The sequence below is a fragment of the Paenibacillus sp. FSL L8-0641 genome, from assembly GCF_038006265.1.
Taxonomy (GTDB): domain Bacteria; phylum Bacillota; class Bacilli; order Paenibacillales; family Paenibacillaceae; genus Paenibacillus; species Paenibacillus polymyxa_D.
The window spans coordinates 5,166,522-5,184,539 of record NZ_JBBOUW010000001.1 but is presented as its reverse complement, the minus strand read 5'-3'; the positions used below and the strand labels follow the sequence as shown (position 1 = coordinate 5,184,539).

The following is an 18,018-nucleotide window of genomic DNA, read 5'->3' as shown; positions in this document are numbered from 1 at the left end:
ACGAGAGGGGATTTTAAACATGAGTACATTAAATCATACGAACGCACCTACACAAGAGGCTATTCAAGAATTGCACAAGGCATTGAATCGTCAGGTAGCTACCTGGTCTGTATTGTACACGAAACTGCATTATTTCCACTGGTATGTGAAAGGACCTAAATTCTTCACATTGCATGCTAAATTTGAAGAACTTTACAATGAAGCAACAGCTAATCTAGATACGATTGCTGAACGATTGTTGGCTATTGGTGGCCGTCCGGCTGCGACCTTGAAGGAGCATTTGCAACTTTCAGCTATTCAGGAGTCCGCAGGTGAGCAGACAGCTGAGGATATGGTGAAGTCCGTTGTTGCTGATTTTAAAACCATCACTGTTGAGCTGGCTAATGGGATGGAAGCAGCGGAAGCGGCACAGGATAAAGCGACAGAGGATCTTCTTAACGGCTTAAGAGAAGCAATGGATAAACATATCTGGATGCTGAGTGCGTATTTGGGATAACCCATTGGTATAGACTTCCATGTATATGGAGATCAGGTGAACAAGACACACATCCCGTTGGTTCCACTCTGCCACTGGAGTATAATAACGAGAAGGCGTGGAAGACCACAGGCTCTAGAGTTATAGAGCTGCCGGGATGGGGTGTGTGTTATGGAAGTGAAACAACAGCTTTTGCATGAAGCGGAGCAGTTTATATATACATGTTATGAGGAGCTGGGCCGAAGCCGCGATGAAGCGGAGGCCCGGCTTCTTAATATTCGTCACGACATAGAGACTACGGGAACGTATGATCATACGTACGAAGAGCTGGAGCACGGGGCACTTATGGCTTGGCGCAATAGCAATCGTTGCATCGGTCGCTTATTTTGGGACAAGCTTTTGGTCAGGGATGCGCGGGGCGCGTCAGATGCAACGGAAGTGGTTCGCGAGCTCTTGGAGCATATACGCATAGGAACGAATGGCGGTAAAATTAAGCCAACGCTTACTGTATTCCGCGCCTCCAAGCCAGGGCAGCCGAATATCCGCATCTGGAACCATCAACTCATTCGTTACGCTGGATATGAAACCGATCAAGGGGTCATCGGGGACCCGATCTCGGTAGATTTTACCAATGCTTGTAAAGACATGGGCTGGCAAGGAGCGATGACCCCTTTTGATATATTGCCACTGGTTGTGGAAGCAGGCGGGCGGCCTCCCGAGCTATATGATATTCCTGAACATTTGGTAATGGAGGTGGCCATTGAGCATCCAGAAATCTCGGGTTTCGCTTCCTTGGGATTACGTTGGTATGCTGTGCCTATGATTTCGGACATGACGCTGGAGATTGGCGGTATCATCTATACAGCGGCTCCCTTTAACGGCTGGTATATGGGAACAGAAATCGGCGCCCGCAATTTTGCGGATACCTTCCGCTATAATATGTTGCCACAGGTGGCTAAGCTGATGGGGCTGGATACGACGAGTGAAACAACGCTTTGGCGTGATCGGGCGCTGGTGGAATTGAATATTGCTGTGCTGCATTCTTTCAAAAAGGCGGGAGTCAGCATTGTCGACCACCATACCGCAGCGGCACAATTCAAGCTGTTTGAGGAACGGGAAGCCAAGGCTGGACGCGCACTGACAGGCAATTGGACATGGCTGATTCCCCCGCTATCCCCGGCGACAACGCATATTTTTCATAATTTCTACGATAATCGGCTTGTGAAGCCGAATTTCGGAGTTCAAGAGAAGTCGTATATGTCGAGACAGGCTAATACAGTATCAGATACAGTGCTTCAGCAGAAACGCCAAGGCTGTCCTTTTCATTCCGGATAACGATGGGAATGACCTGATTGCTGCATTAGGACTCGAGCTTATCCCATGCAACGATAAATAGGGTAGCCAGTGGTCCTATTAATAGGGAGAGAAAAAACCAATTTAGCCCGCTCCGATTTTTGGATTGTGCCAAGCCGGCATTAATCAGGGCAAGTGTTCCCCACCCTACATAATAATCTTCTGACATGGTATTCTCCTTTGTAAAAAGGTATAATATCGTACTGTGTATGGTATGAACACATCCATGATTTCATGAATTTAGAGTAAATATACCTTTATATATTCTAGTTTGAGGAGCGAAGCTAAGTTGGAAAGATATCAGGCAGAGCGCATTGTCGCTGAGCTTTTGGAACGGGCTGCTATAGGTGTGATAGTCAAGCTGGAGAAACGTTTTCCTGGCGGAAGGCTGATTGGGGGTAAATATGCTATGAATGCTCACGCCATTACCATGTATACGGACGTTATCGAAACACAGTGTTTACAGATGTTCGGCAGCATTGATCGAGTTGAGGAGTATTTTACAGTTGTGCTTGCACATGAGATTGGACACGCCGCCGATACGGAATTAGTGGACCTCTCCGATGCGTTGGAGCAAGAGAGTGGGATAGGGACCCGGCAACGACTTGCGCTGCAAATTGAAGAAAACGCATGGAATTATGCGCTTGGGTTGGTGCCTGAAATAGATGCAACGTTTATTTCTGCCGTAATAGACGAGTCCTTGCTGGCCTATCGGGTCCCGATTATGGAGCAGTCTGACATTGCGTAACAAAGATGATCCGAGAGCCGTCAGGCTCTTTTTTTGTTGATTAAAACAGACGAGATTGGGTCGGATGATCTAAAGGAGTAGCTTTTTAAGCTGCGACACGCGTCCCTGGGATAGTTCGAGCATTTCGGCTAATTCTTTTTGAGATACATTTGGGTGCTCCTGCATGAGCTGTTTTAGTTTATTCAGGAGATCATTCTGATTTCTGTAACTCCTTCTTTTCTTGGGCTGGACAGGACGTGCTTCACTCAAATGACTAGAAGGATTATCGCTCTTCAGATTTTCAATACAACTTTTACATATCAGATGATCCCTGAAATAGCTCAAATGATCTACGGCACCACAAAAATAGCAAGAAACCCCCGTATACTTGCGAATCATCAGTCCCTCTGGGGTAATAAAAAAATCGAGGGCATCTCCAATATTAATATTCATAGAATTGCGCAGCTCCTTAGGCAGCACAATGCGGCCTAAATGGTCTAATGGCCGTGTCATTCCTGTGTTCTTCATCATTTTTCCCCTTTCCTGAAATGCGCTTATAGTTGTAGGAATTGTATGTATATATGCTGGAAGTACAAAGCGCTTATATTACAGTTTGTTTTGGTATAGCTATGCTGAAAAAAAAGCTCCGGCATGACGAACAATTACGTCTGCCGGAGCATTGTACAGCCAATGAATCTAAGATGTCATGTCGAATTACTGTGGGTTGGTTGTCCAAATACCGGCTACTTTTAATTGAACCCGTGGAGGCAGTTTCAATGTGGCTAATGTCAGATCGGCCAAATCCTGCGGTTGAAGCATGCGATCCTCATCACCAATAGGTAATCCTGCGTTTGCCGCCAGTTCTGTATTGACAGTGCTTGGAGTCAGCGCGGTGACGCGAATGTTAGATTTGCGAACTTCCTGCATCAGTGCTTCTGTGAAGCCCATCAAAGCAAATTTGGATGCGCAATATGCCGAGCCTGTTGCAAAACCTCGTTCTCCTGCCGTCGAGGAAATATTAATAATGTTTCCGCTCTTTTGTGCCAGCATGCTTGGAAGCACAGCATGTGTGACATAATAGGTTCCCATCAGGTTTACGCGAATAATACGTTCCCACTCTTCGGGGTCCATCTCCGCGACTGTGCCAAAGGTAGCAATGCCTGCATTGTTAATCAAAATGTCGACAGCGCCTAGCTCATGTTCTAGTGAAGCTACAGCGGCAGCGGCCTGTGAGCGATCCGATATATCTGCAACAGCACTCACCACTTTCACACCGTATGTACTCCCCAGTGAATCCTGCAGCTTTTGCAGGTCAGTCAATGTGCGTGAAATTAATCCCAGGTTAACGCCTTCCTTAGCTAAAGTTTCGGCAATTGCTTTACCGATTCCTTTACTGGCTCCTGTAATAATAGCTGTTTTATTCTTAAGTTCCATCCAGTCTCCTCCTTATTAATCTATAATGTGGTTGTGCATCTGGGCACATGGTTACATTATACAAGGTTAAACTCATTGAACCAAACTTCGCCTCTGAAGAGGCATTCATTTAGAGGTCTCTATTTGGAAATATAAATATCCCCTGAAGTGGTTTCGACCTTAATCACGTTCACACTACCGGGAACAGATTCGGGAGTATTGATACTCCCAGAGTCAGAGCGGACATTATAAACACCTTTAAAATCGGGAGCTTGCTTAATCTTCACGTCACCAGAATCAGCATTCACTTCCAAGTTGGCTACGGCACGTTGCGTAATATTTGTCTCCCCTGAGGTTAGGGAAATAAGGCCATTACCGCTATAATCGCGAATGGTAACATCACCTGAAGTAAGCTTTAACTCCATATCTGCTGCAAGCTGACTGGCTGTAAAATTGCCGGATGTTAAATTTGCGATCAGGTGGGTACTTTGGAGGTTTGTAATCTCGGCAGTGCCTGAAGTAGCGGTGATGGAAGTATTCTGCACGGAGGCATCCTGAAGTTTTACATTCCCTGAATGTGCATCTACCTGTAGGTCAGTTAGTGTTTCGCCAGAGGGCATCTCTACGGTAATCGTTTGATCCAAATCAGGAGTGATCGAAAAGAATGACAAGGAAGGGGCCGGCTCCGATTGAATCGTAAGCTTACCGTTCTCAATTCGGGCATTATGAATTTGGTCGGCTACCTTTGTCTGAACTTCTCCACTAATGCGTATCGTACCTTGGTCGCCAGAGTCAGGAGTAAACAAAATAGAGACATCATCAGAGCTGTCCACCTTCAGCTTCTGTAGCTGACCACGTGTAAACGTCCATTTTTTGTTAATCGCAGTTGTTTCCTTCATGACTTGTTGACTCCATGGGGCACCGTAGGCCACCATTCCGGCTACACCGATGACAATGCACAGACCTGCTGCAATAAACCACTTTTTATTCATGTTGTTAGTAAGCTCCCCTCAGGGTAGTCAGATTCCATTTCCAGTATCGTACAGTGCCCCTGACCATAAGGAGTAAGAGATAACGTACTCCAGGCAGCAGCAATAGACCTATACCCGTCAACGTGATAGAGAAAAAGAATTTGGCCGGGTAAAAGGTGCTGTTTAGCGCATAATCAGTAACGGCGAGAAGGGGGGCTGCAATGAAGCTAACCGCTACCACGGTCAATGAAACCCATACTACCCATAGGGTAGCCATAATCGGGATGGAGATCAGCAAGTTAAGAAACAGTAGCCCTAAGAAAGTAAAAAGATTGCGTGCGAAGCTTCCCTGGCGAAGCGGAGGAGAAGCGTTCCAGGCTGCATTGGGATCATCCAACGCTTCTCGGGCAATATCCTCTGGGTTACCCAGCTCATGGGCAATCTCACTTTCGCTTTTGCCATTAACCAACCCGTAGTCAAAATGCTGGCTCAAATCACTAAGCAGCTCATTGCGTACCTCTGCAGGGAGAGGAGAAAGACGCTGTTCCACCTCTGTAAGAAACTGTTTTCTATTCATCGGAATTTCCTTCCTCCAGTAGGCTTGCGACATTATGGACAAAATCATTCCATTCCCGCGTAAGTATTCTTGTATAATGACTGCCAGTATCGGTCAGCCGATAATATTTGCGAGGAGGCCCCTCGGTCGATTCCTGTAAATACGTTGTGCAGTATCCTTCTGATACCAGACGGCGAAGCAGTGGATATAGGGCTCCCTCGGCTACTTCAATATGACGGGAGACGGCTTGCGCCAACTCGTAGCCATAACGGTCTTTGCGTCCAATTAGAACTAGAACGCACAGTTCCAGTACCCCTTTTTTGAATTGGATGTTCACATTCACGAGCGGTGCTCCCTTCCTGGATGTTATCAATAATTCATAGGTGTCGTTCGGAATAAGGGAAAGAAACGTGTGTTTGTGCATAATTTGTCACGGGTACTAATTATAGAACAGTAGTCAGGTATAATTTAACATCATGTACTGATTAATGCAAGGTACTAAATTTTTAATAATAAAATATTTGTGTCAAAATGGACAGATTTCCTTCCTTGGAGGCTTTATTGAGTAGCGAATGTTGTAGAAAAAAGTATTTTTATTTGGGAATTCATCGAAATATGGCTGGAAGCACAGATAGGATGCCGCTTTAATTTCATTCATTAAAATGATAGATTGTAAAGTATTCAACAGGGTTAAAAATTACTTTTTATGAAGAGGTGGATAAAGAATGGACTGGAAACATTGGTATATGGAACTGGAACAGGATGATGAGTCTTGGGATGTATCTGAGGAGATTGTTCTGCGTGGTGTAGTGCAACTTGATTTTTGCGGGCAGCCCTCGGAAGTAGAAGTCGAATTTATCGTGGGAGCCGATTCCGAAGAACAGGCACAGACTATAGAAGAACCTACACTGTTGCAAAAAAAGACATGGGAGCAGTATATGGAATATTCATCAGCTATTCATCCTCAAGTGTTGGAATCCATACACCATCATTATGCTGGCATCGTGGAAAAGTATCGGAATGCTTACAGTACATGGGGAGAGGACCCGGATGAATATGCGCCTTATGTGGAGCGGCCGGAACAATTGTTGAATCGAATACAGCTTATGTCTATATTGATTTCCGACTCATCGGCAAAGGATGAACTGTATTTGAATTTTAGTTGTTCCTGGGATCGAGAACATGGCTTAGGCGTACATATGAAGCAGATGAAAATGGAGCATATTCAAGGCGCTTATACATTATATGACCTAGAATAAATCCCCTTCCCGGGCTTTTAGCAGAAAGGACCGGAAAGGGGAACAGAATATGTTGAAAATGAAGGCGTGATTCGAAACGATAAAAAATTAGTTGGATACAGCCAATGCAGCCCGGGCTGCTTGAGCCGCTTGTACCATTTGTCGCAAGGCGGCGACAGATTCCTCTTTGGTGCGGGTTTTCAGACCACAATCCGGATTAACCCAGAACAAATCTGATGGCAGTACGCGCAGGGCACGCTGGATCATGCTTAGCATTTCAGATACATCGGGGATGCGCGGACTGTGGATATCGTACACGCCCAGACCGATGCCTTTGTCGTATACCTGATCTTCAAAGCTGACAATCAGTTCTCCGTGGCTTCGCGAAGTTTCAATAGATATAACGTCGGCATCCATGTCGGAGATGGACTGAATCATATGCTGAAATTCGGAATAGCACATATGCGTATGGATTTGGGTCGCAGGTTCAACGGTGGCCGTGGTCACAAGGAAGGCTTGAACTGCCCAATCCAGATAGGCTTGCTGTTGTTCTTTTTTCAGCGGAAGCCCTTCACGAATTGCGGGTTCATCGACCTGAATCATGCTGATGCCCGCTTGTTCCAGTGCCTCTACCTCTGCCCGTAATGCCAGAGCCAATTGTAAAGCAACTTGGCTACGCGGAATATCATTGCGTTCAAAAGACCAGTTCAAAATGGTCACAGGGCCTGTAAGCATTCCCTTAACAGGCTTGGAAGTTAACGATTGAGCGAATGCCGTTTCTTCCACAGTCATGGGCTGATCGAAGGAGACGTCTCCGTATATAATCGGCGGTTTGACACAGCGGGAGCCGTAGGACTGCACCCATCCGTTTTGTGTAAAAGCAAAGCCATTCAGCTTTTCGCCAAAAAATTCAACCATATCGGTCCGCTCAAATTCCCCGTGTACAAGCACGTCAATGCCAATGTCCTCCTGAATATCAATCCATTCCTTGATTTGCTGTTGGATGAACGTCCGGTATTGCTCGGCAGACCATTCTCCTTTGCGATAGTGCAGGCGGGCCTTGCGGATCTCGGCGGTTTGCGGGAAGCTACCAATGGTCGTCGTAGGCAGTGGAGGCAACTTCAGCTTATTTTGCTGAATCTCACGACGCTCGGCGAAAGGAACGCTGCGTGTTAGAGGCTCCTTTGCCAGCAAGTCAGCCAGATCGTCAGCTGTTTGTACGCGTGCCGCTGAGCTGTTGAAACGGGCTACCGCATCTGCACTTTGTCCAAGCTTGGTGAGTGCGGATGGATCGTGTTTGCCAAGTGCAGCCGTCAGGACGGCGATTTCCTCAAGCTTTTCATCGGCAAAAGCCAGCGCTTGCACCAGTTCTCGATCCAGCTTGTGCTCTGCTTCCAGACTGACTGGCACATGCAGCAGACTGCATGATGGCTGTACGATAAGCTGCTCGGCAGTGGTCTGTTCTGCTAACTGACCCAGCAGGGTAGCCACAGCGTTAAGGTCGCTGCGCCATATATTGCGCCCGTCAATGACCCCAGCGCCCAGCGTTTTTCCTTTAGGGAAACCATACTGCAATATATGCTGGAGATTTTCGCCATCATCATACACAAAATCAAGACCCAGTCCCTGTACCGGAAGTGCGGACAGACGCTCATAATGGTCCAGGCTGCCAAAGTAAGTTTGCAGCATTATATTTAAAGAGGGCGCAGCTTGGGCCAAAGCTTCATAGACTTCCTGAATAATGTCCAGATCCTCTACTGGGAATGAGGTGGTCAGGACAGGTTCATCGATTTGGACCCACTGAACACCTTCTGCTGCTAGTTCAGACAGGACACGGGTGTATAAAGGCAGGAAGGTTCTTATAATAGAAGCAAGCTCCTTGCGATCATAGCCTTTGGAAAGGGTAACGAATGAATAGGGGCCGATGAGGACCGGTTTCCCATCAATGCCTAGCTCTTGTTTTGCTTCACGATAAGCCCGTAAAGGTTTATTTTCAGTGAACACCGGGACTGCGTTTGCCAATTCAGGAACGATGTAGTGATAATTGGTGTTCATCCATTTGGTCATTTCACTGGCGGTTGCTCCCTTCTGTCCACGAGCGATCCCGAAATACACGGACAGAGGAATCGGACCTGCGGGACGATGGTTGAACCGTTCGGGTACGAGACCAAACATCACAGATGTATCCAGCATGTGATCATAATAGGAGAAGTCTCCGACAGGAATGCGATCAATCCCCTTGTCACGCTGCTTGCTCAGATGCTCCAACCGTAATCTTTTCATTTCCGTTTGCAGTTCGCTTTCGCTAATACTGCCGTTCCAGAAGCGTTCCAGTGCTTTCTTCCATTCCCGGTTTTCGCCGATACGCGGATATCCTAGATTACTGCTAATTAAGCCGGACAATTCAGGCCATTCAATGACGGACATGTACTTTTCCTCCTAGTGGGTGGCTGTTTTATTTTTACGTACCAAAAAAGGCATTCTTCCCCCCAGAGTTAAAAATAAGTAGGGGAAAGAATGCCTCCGTGATTAAAAAATCAAAAATACGGCGACTGCTCTTAACACCTCCCTATCTTCCGTAGGTACTTGCGATGTTGTTAAAATAGGCAGGTCTCCTGACTTACGGATCATGACTCTCAGCATCCCTTCCCGGTCTGTGGACCAGTGGTTGTATGAACAGCTGGAAGTTCCCCGTTTACAGTGGCGGGACCGTGCCGGATTTGCACCGGCTTCCCTTTTAAGCCTGATCTGAATAGAACAGACACCTATCTCCAAGCTATGCGGTTAAGGTATGACGAATAATTATGCACTCGTATACTTGTTCACCATCATAAGTGAAACTTGCAGGATGCGCAATAGAAACTGCAATGGAATCTGTTAGGGATATGCAAAAAAAAAGACAAGCCTCATCCATGATGGAGACTTGTCCTAGATTAGATATAGCATTTGCCGAGTAACCTTCGCCTTAAGTCAATGAAACGGTGTAACCTGCCTGAATGCTGGCTTTTACATCTACTAGACGCTGATTGCGGCTGCCCCGGAAGGGAAGGGTCAGGTCCTTTTGCTGTTCTACAAAGCGACCATCCACAATCACATCGCACAAAAGTGCTAGCTCTTGTCGCTCCTGATCTGTGAGTAGATCTTCATAAACAAAGCCAGTGTAAGCCCACACGGTTCGGTCGGGACAGGCCGCACGGAAGTCACGCACAAATTGCGAGCATTCTGCTGCTGAGAAAAACGGGTCTCCCCCGCAGAGAGTCAGTCCATCCAACAACGGATTATCCATGATGTCACGAATGACTTCCTGTTGTCGTTGGGGTGTGAATGGCTCACCTGCACGGAAGCTCCACGACGCTGGATTAAAGCATCCGGGACAGGCATGACGGCAACCGCTAATGAACACGACGGTGCGCAGGCCGTATCCTTCGTTCAGAGATTCCGGAATGTAGCCACACAAATTCACTTATGTTTCACCCGATCTCGAACTTCTGCTTGTTTTGCAGCATTAAAGCGAACGGTATAATCCCCTGTCAGATATCCGGTTACCCGACGTAAGCGCTGAAAGTGTGTGTGCTCCTCATCTGTGCCACATTGGGGGCAGCTTGTCCCGATAATCCCTTCATAACCGCATTCCGTACAACGATCCACCGGATGGTTGATGGAGAAGTAGCCGATATTCTGATGCAGCGCGTATTGAACAATTTTAAGAAACGCATCCGGGTTATTCCGCGCATTACCGTCCAGCTCAATGTATGATATCGCACCAGCGTTGCATAGGTTATGGAACGGAGCTTCCAAGCTGATTTTACGAGCAGCCGGGAGCGTGTAATACACGGGAATATGAAAAGAATTCGTGTAATATTCTCGATCATTCACCTCAGGAATAATCCCGAAATCACGTTGATCCAGCAAGGTGAACTTGCCCGACAGACCTTCGGCAGGCGTAGCGAACAATGTAATATTCAAATTGTGATATTCACTCATTCGATCGCAATACACGCGCATAGAAGTGATGATTCGCTGTGCCTCGCGGTATACGAAATCATCCTCCCCGTGGTGTTTCCCGTATAGTGCCTTCATGCACTCAGCCAGTCCGATGAATCCGATCGAAAGCGTACCGTGTTTTAGTATGCTTCCCACCTTATCATCTGGCTCTAGTTGTTCTCCACCTTCCCATACCCCTTCGCGCATCATAAAGTCCGAGGCTTTGGCCGGCTGGCTGGTCTGGATTTGATAGCGATGGATTAAGCCATCCACCGCAATGCGCATAACTTCTTCTAGTCTCGCATCAAAGCGATCACGGTCAGGTGTCAGGCGTTTGCCTGTGCAAATACCATACTCAATGCCAAGCCGCACCAGATTAATGGTATTGAAGGAGAGATTTCCCTTACCACTCTGCCGATTTCTACCGAAACGGTCAGAAATGGTGCGGGTACGGCAACCCATTGTCGCTATAATGGTATCCGGGTCATCAGCACGGTAAAAAGGCAGGTTAAAGGTGGCATCCACATTCACAAAATTGGGATACATCCGTCTGCTAGAGCATTCTACCGCCCGTAAGAACAAATCATAATTGACGTCGCCTTCTGCCTGATTGATTCCCTCTTTGCATTGGAAAATATGCTGTGGAAAAATAGGAGTTTCCCCGCTACCCAAGCCGCGAATCGTGGCCTCCAGCAGCGATTGAGTAACAAGCCGTCCCTCAGCAGACGTGCACATTCCGTAATTCAGTGAAGTGAATGGAATCTGTCCACCTGCGCGACTGCTCATGGTGTTCAGGTTATGAATGAGCGATTCAGCAGCCTGTCGGGTTTCCGTCTCCGTCTCTTCGCGAGCGAATGCGTATGAACGAGGGCAGACTTCTTGCAAATGGGGATTGGCCATATGTAGCTCATCGTCAGTCAGACTGGATTCTATCTCTTCCTCGAACAGCCGAAGTCCCTTGCGCAGATGCTTGCGGAAGGACCGGGCAACGTATGGGGCAAGGTCCCAATCTATTTTATTGGCGGAGACACCTCCGAATTGGCTATTTTGCTGAGACTGGAATATGATGGCAACTAGTGCCATAGCGGACATAATCGTTTGCGGTGTGCGTACAGAGCCATTGCCTGTATTGAATCCGTCTTGTAGTAACCGGCCAAAAGGGATAAAGATACAATTCGTAGTTCCGAGTGCGTATTGGTCCAAATCGTGAACATATACATATCCGTGATCAATCGCGTTCGTCAGTTCGGGCGGAAGTACCCGCAGGCGCGCATACCATTTGGCATACTCGGACCCAAGCTTGCTCATTTTGCCGCTGAACGATTCTCCATTCAAATTTGCATTCTCCCGCAGCATGTCCAGATCTTGTGCCCCAATGACCCGCTCGCCGATGTCGTATAATTGATGTTCCTCCAGCACCTTCATCGTAAAACCCTCCATATAGTAAAATATATATATTTTTCACAAAAACAACATATTGATGATATCTAGTGATAACCAATTGTTTCGATCTATATATTGTATATACGTATACATCGGGAGTATGTGACTATTGTCACATTGGCAAGGGCGGCCGACACGAAAAAGCCAGGTATAGAGTAAGGGGCACATCCGTAGATATGCGCCTTACTCTATACCTGGCAATCGAAGTTGTGACAAAAAAATGAATAGGGTCGTCGGTACATTGTGTATGATTTTGGGATATAGATTTAGAAGGTTTAGAGTAGCTTTTTCAACTGGGACACCCGGCCTTGGGAGATATCGAGCATTTCTGCATACACTTTTTGTGGCAGGTTCGGGTGATCCTGAATTAGCTTGCGAAGCTTTTTTACCATTTCACCTTGCTGCACTCTGGATTGCTTGGGCTGCCACGTTGTGTTGTTTCGGATCGGCTGGGTATGTTCTTGAGCCTGGATAGCATCATTGCTTGTGGCATGCACATTTTCATCGGTCTTTAATAATTGAATGCAATCAGCGCAGATAAAGCTGTCCCGAAAATAAGTTAAGTGATCCACCGCGCCGCAAAATTTGCAGGAGACACCCGTGTATTTTCTTAATACAAATCCTTCTTCATCTACGAAGAATTCAAGCGAATCACCGATATTGATATCCATTGTGGTGCGCATTTCCTTAGGGAGTACAATTCGCCCCAATTGATCCAGGGGCCTTGTCATTCCGGTATTTTTCATCAGCGCTTCCTCCTTCAATGATATATCCTGATTATACCAAAAAATATTATTTTTAGCTTTGTATATTGAAGGTAAAATGCAACTTTTTTTGTCTTTATGCTGCAACTCTCTTTCATCCAGTATAGGATGTTTTCGGTATTGTTGCCGGGATACTCCTTTTTAGCTATGATATATTAAAACGCTTTCATGTATGCCCTTTCATTATATTCTTAAAATGGGATAAGGAGATGACGGATATGAGTCATGAAACAACGGATATCGAATATTTATTTCAAGATCCGAAGATTCATCTGGATGAGCGTGTACGGGATCTCGTGTCACGACTAACCTTGGAGGAAAAGATCGAATCCATGTTGCAATATCAGCCGGCCATTGACCGATTGGGAGTCGCAGCTTACAAGCACGGTACGGAAGCGGCACACGGGATAGCATGGTTGGGTGAGGCGACTTCATTTCCTCAGCCAGTAGGATTTGCATGTACTTGGGATACGGAATTAATGCGTCAAATCGGATCTGTTATCGCAGATGAGGCGCGTGTCTACTATCGTCGTGATCCCAAATTAAACGGTCTGACCCTGTGGGCACCTACGGTGGATATGGAGCGTGACCCAAGATGGGGACGCAATGAGGAAGCTTACGGCGAAGACCCATATTTGACGGGAGAACTGTCAAAGGAGTTAGTCAAGGGGATACAGGGCGATCATCCGGTATATTTGAAAGCGGTCGCTACTTTAAAACATTTTCTGGGTAACAATAATGAAGTGGATCGGGGAAGTGGCTCCTCCAGTATAGATCCACGAAACCTGCGAGAATATTACCTAAGAGCCTTTGAGAAGCCTTTTATGGAAGGCGGCGCCCAGTCGATGATGACTTCCTACAACCTGATTAATGGAACGCCTGCTACGTTATATCATGGGGTTAACGATATTGTCAGGGACGAATGGGGGATGGACGGCTTTGTCGTAAGTGATGCGGGTGATGTCATGGGGATTGTCAACGATCATCAGTATTACGATTCCCACACGCCAGGTGTGGCCGAATCTATTCGGGCGGGAATTGACAGCATTACAGATGATGCGGAGCTCTCCAAGCGGGCGATTCGAGAAGCTTTGGCACAAGGATCGCTGCAAGAAGAAGACTTGGATCGGGCATTGTTTCATACGTTCCGTGTCCGTTTTCGGTTGGGGGAATTTGATCCGGCTGCAGACAACCCCTATGCCTCGATCGGAGAGGAAGCTCTCATGACAGAGCAAGCCCGTGAATTGTCGTTGCGTGCGGCGAGGGAGCAGATCGTATTGCTTAAAAATGAGCATGAACTCTTGCCATTGGACCCTGCCCGGTGTGGCAAAGTAGCGGTCATTGGTACGCATGGCAATGAGGTGTACCGCGACTGGTATTCCGGTACGCTGCCCTACCGGGTTACACCGCTGGAGGCGATTCGTACCAAGCTGGAAGGTGAGGACGAGAAGGAACGCGTCGTGTACCGTGATGCCAAGGATCGCGTGACCTTGACGGCGGCGAATGACGGATTGAAGCTCGCAGTTGATTCTTCTGGTGAGATGCGCCTATCCCAGGATGGAGACCCAACGGTATTGACCATGACGGATTGGGGCTATGGCAGTGTGACGTTACATGATGAGCATCTGGGTACTTACGTGACGAGTGATGAAATAACGCTTCGTGTGACAGCTGATGAAGCGTATGGCTGGTATGTCAAAGAGGTCTTTGGGCTGACTCCTGTTGGACAAGGAGAGCATCTGTGGACGACATGGAATGGAAAACCAGTCATTGCCGGAACAGAGGGCTCATTAAAGGTAGTGGAGGCTGAAAAATCCGCACTTAACGCTGTAGAGTGTAACGCCTCGACAGCCTCGACAGTTTCAGGACAGAGCCATACAACATTCCAGGTAGAGACGGTGTCAGATGGTTTAGCGGAAGCGATAGCCGCTGCGCAAGCGGCAGATACAGCAATTGTATTTGTTGGAAATCACCCGCTCATCAATGGAAAGGAAGAGAATGATCGCCCAGGCTTGGAACTGGCAGCTTCCCAGCAACGGCTTATCGAGGAAGTGTATCGCGTCAATCCGAATACGATTGTGGTTCTGACGGGTAGCTATCCATTTGCCATCCCTTGGGTTCAGGAGCATATTCCAGCGATCGTATACACGTCTCATGCGGGACAAGAGCATGGTACGGCAATAGCGGATGTGTTATTTGGAGATTACGCGCCAGCGGGGCGTTTGAACATGACCTGGGTTCAGAGCGAGGATCAATTGGGCGACATCAAAGATTACGATATTATTCGCGGTGGTCGTACCTATCAATATTTTGAAGGTGTATCCTTGTATCCATTTGGCCATGGATTGACGTATTCGCCTTTTGAATATAGTGACCTGCGTACAGATGCCCTGAAGGATAGCGTAACATCTATTGCTGCACTGGATGCCATGGATACGCTCCAGGTGTGGGTAGAGGTGACGAATCGGGGCGTAGCTGCTGGTGAAGAGGTTGTGCAACTCTATGTACGGCCTGGTGCCTCACGAGTAAAGCGACCATTGAAGACATTGTGCGGTTTTCAACGTATTCGCTTAGAGGCAGGTGAGACGCGAACGGTTTCCTTTACGATTCGGATAAAGGATTGGGCGATCTGGGATGTTACGCGGGATTGCTATTGCGTTGAATCGGGTGAATATACACTGCTGGCTGGTGCTTCCTCAGCGGATATCCGATTGGAGCACCCTGTGTACGTTCGAGGCGAAGTCATTCCACCACGCCAAGCCGGACGAAGTATCCGCGCTGAAAACTTCGATGATTGCTCCGACATCGTACTAGATGAAAGCAAGGAGCAAAAGGAGGCCTGTGTACGTCCGCGCACACCTCAACGTTCTGGTTGGATTGCCTATCATGGCGTAGACATGGATACGGTGAGTGTGACCGAGCTTCAGTGCCGTGTGTCAGGCAACAGCAGTGATGCCACAATTGAGCTGTGTTTGGATGCACCCGATAGTGAAGCCGTGGCACGTGTGAACGTGGGCAATACAGGAGGGGCGCAAGCATGGGTTACACTCTCCGAAGCGGTACATTCAGTCTCTGGCATACGTGATGTATATCTGTTGTTGAGCGGGGAAGTGCGGTTAGCCCATTTTATTTTGGGCGATCATGCTACAGAGGATTCCGGCTTTCAGGCTTGAACTTACTTCTGACATCACGTACAATGCATTCAACGAAGTTTCTACAGCTTAGGGGTGTCATCTCATTTGAATAGTGAAAAAAGACTGCGCACCGCAACGCCCAGATGGCTTGGGGTGGCGGTAAAGGCGCTTGTCTATTTGGAAAAGCACGGAGAACTCTGTGCCAGTGGTTCTATTGCCCGTTCCATTGACTGCGAAGTCACTTTGGTGCGCAGGGTGCTGACGCGACTTGTACAGGCAGATTTGATTGCAGCACGCGAAGGTCGTGAGGGAGGCTATGTGCTTACCCGTTCGGCCGACCATATTACACTTGCCGATATATACCACGCCATTGAAATATGTGATCCAATTTTCCCGGGTATGATGCATGAACCGGAAACCAATCCTTTTTGTGAGGAGTTGGCGATAGCCGTATCCGAAATTTTAGCCGAGAGCGAACGACGTATGCTGGAAGTATGGGGGGCCCATACGCTGGCTTCGCTTGCCAAGCGTACATCACTCGTGGTGGGGAAATGCAATCATAATGAAGATTCAAAATGATAATAGCCGATACGACTCTCAAAAGAGGGTTGTATCGGCTATTTCTATGAAATGGTCATGCCTCAAATTATATTTCATATGAGCAAACCCGGTTACGTCCTGCATTTTTAGCTTCGTATAGAGCTTTATCTGCCTGCTCCAATAGGGCTGCCCCGGACATATCTTCCCCGGTACCAGGAAAGGTCGTCACGCCGATGGACACCGTGACTTTAAGAACAAGATCGTCCGCTAAAATAAACTCGTGCTGATTTACTCCACTAAGAATCTGATTAGCTATGCGAAGTGCTTGCCGAAAAGCGCAATTCGGCAAGAGTACGGTGAATTCTTCTCCCCCGCTGCGGGTAACTACATCATTAGGACGACATTTTTCCATTAAAATCTGTCCAAGCTGGCGCAGCACTGCATCTCCTGCGGCATGTCCGTAGGTATCGTTGACTTCCTTGAAGTGATCAATATCTAACACCAGTACGGATAAATGCTCATGACGTTGGCGAGCTTGAGGGAGCTTCTCTTCCAATGAGAACTCAAGCTGCCTTCTGTTGCTTAAATTAGTGAGATGGTCTGTGTAGGAGTTATGCTCCAGACGAAGTAACAGCTCATTGGATGTGTTGATAGATTCAGCAATGAGGTACAGAAGACATCCGCCGACCATGGAAATGAAGAATTGGAGCGGATACACGTGCAGAACATCATCAAGATTTTTCAAATTAATCATAAGGGGACAGAATATAATGCCCAAAGCAAAAACGTTCATAATCATCAGCTTGGGTAAACGTGACCAGGACAGATGTGACAATAAAGCGCACCCCAGGCCAACGAGTATCATAAAAATAGCGCCTACGATGGCTTGATCGTTAATACCAAACAGCAATAATCTACCTATACATATAAACAGAGTAGCCGTGAGCGCTGCTGGGCCGCCGATGTAAGTGGCGGTAGCTACGATGGCCAGATGACGAAGATCGGCAATCGTATTAAATCCTACTGGAATTGAATAGTACATCATGACAATGCCGTAGCACCCAAAAAGGGCGCCTCCAATCCAATGCATCTTACGCTTCAAGGTGTGCAGACGGATTTTATATCTTTGTGATATGAGGCCGGTTATGTACAAAAAGGTGACAAGGATACAGGTATTTACAAAAAACGTACTGAACAAGATGTTAACCCTCCCGAGAGGCATATTTCTTCATTTTATCAAAAAAACTGACATTAAGCTTGCAAATGAAGAATTTATTGAAATTTATTACGCGGGTACGCTTATAACGTTTCGTTCACGTATTTGGTGCATAACTGGGAATAGATTGAGCATACTCCAAAGATACAAGAATAAGGAAAAATGGGCGGTATCTATTGCTGCCTTACTGGAGATGAGGTTTGC

At 47.2% G+C, this 18,018-nt stretch carries 17 protein-coding genes and 1 riboswitch; of the genes, 6 read left to right on the top strand and 11 right to left on the bottom strand.

Going from position 1 to position 18,018, the window contains the following annotated elements; translation table 11 throughout:
• The first annotated feature begins 19 nt into the window (after positions 1 to 19).
• Entirely contained in the window at positions 20 to 496 is a 477-nt protein-coding gene (locus MKY16_RS23410; RefSeq protein ID WP_039271713.1) for a Dps family protein, read from the top strand.
• 150 nt (positions 497 to 646) lie between these two features.
• Positions 647 to 1,810 carry a nitric oxide synthase oxygenase gene (locus tag MKY16_RS23405; protein ID WP_340957239.1) on the top strand — a complete coding sequence of 388 codons (1,164 nt, stop codon included), beginning with the start codon at positions 647 to 649 and terminating at the stop codon, positions 1,808 to 1,810.
• A gap of 25 nt (positions 1,811 to 1,835) precedes the next feature.
• Here MKY16_RS23405 and MKY16_RS23400 read toward each other — a convergent pair whose 3' ends face one another.
• Complete coding sequence (locus tag MKY16_RS23400; protein ID WP_176715742.1) at positions 1,836 to 1,997, bottom strand: hypothetical protein; 162 nt, start codon at positions 1,995 to 1,997, stop codon at positions 1,836 to 1,838.
• Positions 1,998 to 2,117: 120 nt separating this feature from the next.
• On the opposite strand from MKY16_RS23400, the gene MKY16_RS23395 reads away from it, so the two are divergent.
• Entirely contained in the window at positions 2,118 to 2,576 is a 459-nt protein-coding gene (locus tag MKY16_RS23395; RefSeq protein WP_069012080.1) for a hypothetical protein, read from the top strand.
• Positions 2,577 to 2,645: 69 nt separating this feature from the next.
• Here the strand turns inward: MKY16_RS23395 and MKY16_RS23390 are convergent, their stop codons facing one another.
• From MKY16_RS23390 to MKY16_RS23370, 5 genes are all read right to left on the bottom strand, one after another.
• Complete coding sequence (locus MKY16_RS23390; protein WP_029518622.1) at positions 2,646 to 3,083, bottom strand: AbrB/MazE/SpoVT family DNA-binding domain-containing protein; 438 nt, start codon at positions 3,081 to 3,083, stop codon at positions 2,646 to 2,648.
• A gap of 186 nt (positions 3,084 to 3,269) precedes the next feature.
• On the bottom strand, positions 3,270 to 3,989 hold the full coding sequence (locus MKY16_RS23385; RefSeq protein ID WP_039271709.1) for a 3-ketoacyl-ACP reductase: 720 nt from the start codon (positions 3,987 to 3,989) through the stop codon (positions 3,270 to 3,272).
• A gap of 119 nt (positions 3,990 to 4,108) precedes the next feature.
• The gene (locus MKY16_RS23380) at positions 4,109 to 4,960 is read right to left on the bottom strand and encodes a DUF4097 family beta strand repeat-containing protein (RefSeq protein WP_340957237.1); all 852 of its coding nucleotides are present in this window, start codon (positions 4,958 to 4,960) and stop codon (positions 4,109 to 4,111) included.
• Between the two features lie 4 nt (positions 4,961 to 4,964).
• Positions 4,965 to 5,516: a DUF1700 domain-containing protein gene (locus MKY16_RS23375; RefSeq protein ID WP_340933551.1), complete on the bottom strand. Its 552-nt coding sequence runs from the start codon at positions 5,514 to 5,516 to the stop codon at positions 4,965 to 4,967.
• Positions 5,509 to 5,838, bottom strand: a complete 330-nt coding sequence (locus tag MKY16_RS23370; protein WP_029518618.1) for a PadR family transcriptional regulator — start codon at positions 5,836 to 5,838, stop codon at positions 5,509 to 5,511. The genes MKY16_RS23375 and MKY16_RS23370 overlap by 8 nt, the downstream gene beginning before the upstream one ends.
• Positions 5,839 to 6,220: 382 nt before the next feature.
• On the opposite strand from MKY16_RS23370, the gene MKY16_RS23365 reads away from it, so the two are divergent.
• Positions 6,221 to 6,754, top strand: a complete 534-nt coding sequence (locus tag MKY16_RS23365; RefSeq protein WP_039271702.1) for a DUF6985 domain-containing protein — start codon at positions 6,221 to 6,223, stop codon at positions 6,752 to 6,754.
• 87 nt (positions 6,755 to 6,841) lie between these two features.
• On the opposite strand, the gene metE is transcribed toward MKY16_RS23365, so the two are convergent.
• The 4 genes from metE to MKY16_RS23345 form a co-directional block, all read right to left on the bottom strand.
• Positions 6,842 to 9,160: a 5-methyltetrahydropteroyltriglutamate--homocysteine S-methyltransferase gene (metE, locus tag MKY16_RS23360; protein ID WP_069012086.1), complete on the bottom strand. Its 2,319-nt coding sequence runs from the start codon at positions 9,158 to 9,160 to the stop codon at positions 6,842 to 6,844.
• Positions 9,161 to 9,321: 161 nt separating this feature from the next.
• A riboswitch (cobalamin riboswitch) is annotated at positions 9,322 to 9,517 on the bottom strand.
• A 181-nt stretch (positions 9,518 to 9,698) separates the two neighbouring features.
• Positions 9,699 to 10,196 (bottom strand): anaerobic ribonucleoside-triphosphate reductase activating protein, encoded by a 498-nt coding sequence (gene nrdG, locus MKY16_RS23355; protein ID WP_039271699.1) that lies wholly within the window; start codon positions 10,194 to 10,196, stop codon positions 9,699 to 9,701.
• Positions 10,193 to 12,142, bottom strand: coding sequence for an anaerobic ribonucleoside triphosphate reductase (locus tag MKY16_RS23350; RefSeq protein WP_340886703.1), 1,950 nt, complete (start codon positions 12,140 to 12,142; stop codon positions 10,193 to 10,195). The genes nrdG and MKY16_RS23350 overlap by 4 nt, the downstream gene beginning before the upstream one ends.
• 293 nt (positions 12,143 to 12,435) lie before the next feature.
• Positions 12,436 to 12,906 carry an AbrB/MazE/SpoVT family DNA-binding domain-containing protein gene (locus MKY16_RS23345; protein ID WP_029518613.1) on the bottom strand — a complete coding sequence of 157 codons (471 nt, stop codon included), beginning with the start codon at positions 12,904 to 12,906 and terminating at the stop codon, positions 12,436 to 12,438.
• Positions 12,907 to 13,142: 236 nt separating this feature from the next.
• Between MKY16_RS23345 and MKY16_RS23340 the strand changes: the two genes are divergently transcribed.
• Positions 13,143 to 16,097 carry a glycoside hydrolase family 3 C-terminal domain-containing protein gene (locus tag MKY16_RS23340; protein ID WP_340957234.1) on the top strand — a complete coding sequence of 985 codons (2,955 nt, stop codon included), beginning with the start codon at positions 13,143 to 13,145 and terminating at the stop codon, positions 16,095 to 16,097.
• 66 nt (positions 16,098 to 16,163) lie between these two features.
• Positions 16,164 to 16,637, top strand: coding sequence for an Rrf2 family transcriptional regulator (locus MKY16_RS23335; protein ID WP_029518611.1), 474 nt, complete (start codon positions 16,164 to 16,166; stop codon positions 16,635 to 16,637).
• 67 nt (positions 16,638 to 16,704) lie between these two features.
• Here the strand turns inward: MKY16_RS23335 and MKY16_RS23330 are convergent, their stop codons facing one another.
• Complete coding sequence (locus tag MKY16_RS23330) at positions 16,705 to 17,796, bottom strand: GGDEF domain-containing protein (RefSeq protein ID WP_340957232.1); 1,092 nt, start codon at positions 17,794 to 17,796, stop codon at positions 16,705 to 16,707.
• Positions 17,797 to 18,018 lie beyond the last annotated feature (222 nt).

Excerpts from the sequence above, each read along its gene's own strand:
- MKY16_RS23410 (WP_039271713.1), top strand. The coding sequence starts at position 20 with ATGAGTACATTAAATCATACGAACGCACCTACACAAGAGGCTATTCAA.
- MKY16_RS23405 (WP_340957239.1), top strand. The coding sequence starts at position 647 with ATGGAAGTGAAACAACAGCTTTTGCATGAAGCGGAGCAGTTTATATAT.
- MKY16_RS23400 (WP_176715742.1), bottom strand. The coding sequence starts at position 1,997 with ATGTCAGAAGATTATTATGTAGGGTGGGGAACACTTGCCCTGATTAAT.
- MKY16_RS23390 (WP_029518622.1), bottom strand. The coding sequence starts at position 3,083 with ATGAAGAACACAGGAATGACACGGCCATTAGACCATTTAGGCCGCATT.
- MKY16_RS23385 (WP_039271709.1), bottom strand. The coding sequence starts at position 3,989 with ATGGAACTTAAGAATAAAACAGCTATTATTACAGGAGCCAGTAAAGGA.
- MKY16_RS23380 (WP_340957237.1), bottom strand. The coding sequence starts at position 4,960 with ATGAATAAAAAGTGGTTTATTGCAGCAGGTCTGTGCATTGTCATCGGT.
- MKY16_RS23375 (WP_340933551.1), bottom strand. The coding sequence starts at position 5,516 with ATGAATAGAAAACAGTTTCTTACAGAGGTGGAACAGCGTCTTTCTCCT.
- MKY16_RS23365 (WP_039271702.1), top strand. The coding sequence starts at position 6,221 with ATGGACTGGAAACATTGGTATATGGAACTGGAACAGGATGATGAGTCT.
- metE (WP_069012086.1), bottom strand. The coding sequence starts at position 9,160 with ATGTCCGTCATTGAATGGCCTGAATTGTCCGGCTTAATTAGCAGTAAT.
- MKY16_RS23350 (WP_340886703.1), bottom strand. The coding sequence starts at position 12,142 with ATGAAGGTGCTGGAGGAACATCAATTATACGACATCGGCGAGCGGGTC.
- MKY16_RS23345 (WP_029518613.1), bottom strand. The coding sequence starts at position 12,906 with ATGAAAAATACCGGAATGACAAGGCCCCTGGATCAATTGGGGCGAATT.
- MKY16_RS23340 (WP_340957234.1), top strand. The coding sequence starts at position 13,143 with ATGAGTCATGAAACAACGGATATCGAATATTTATTTCAAGATCCGAAG.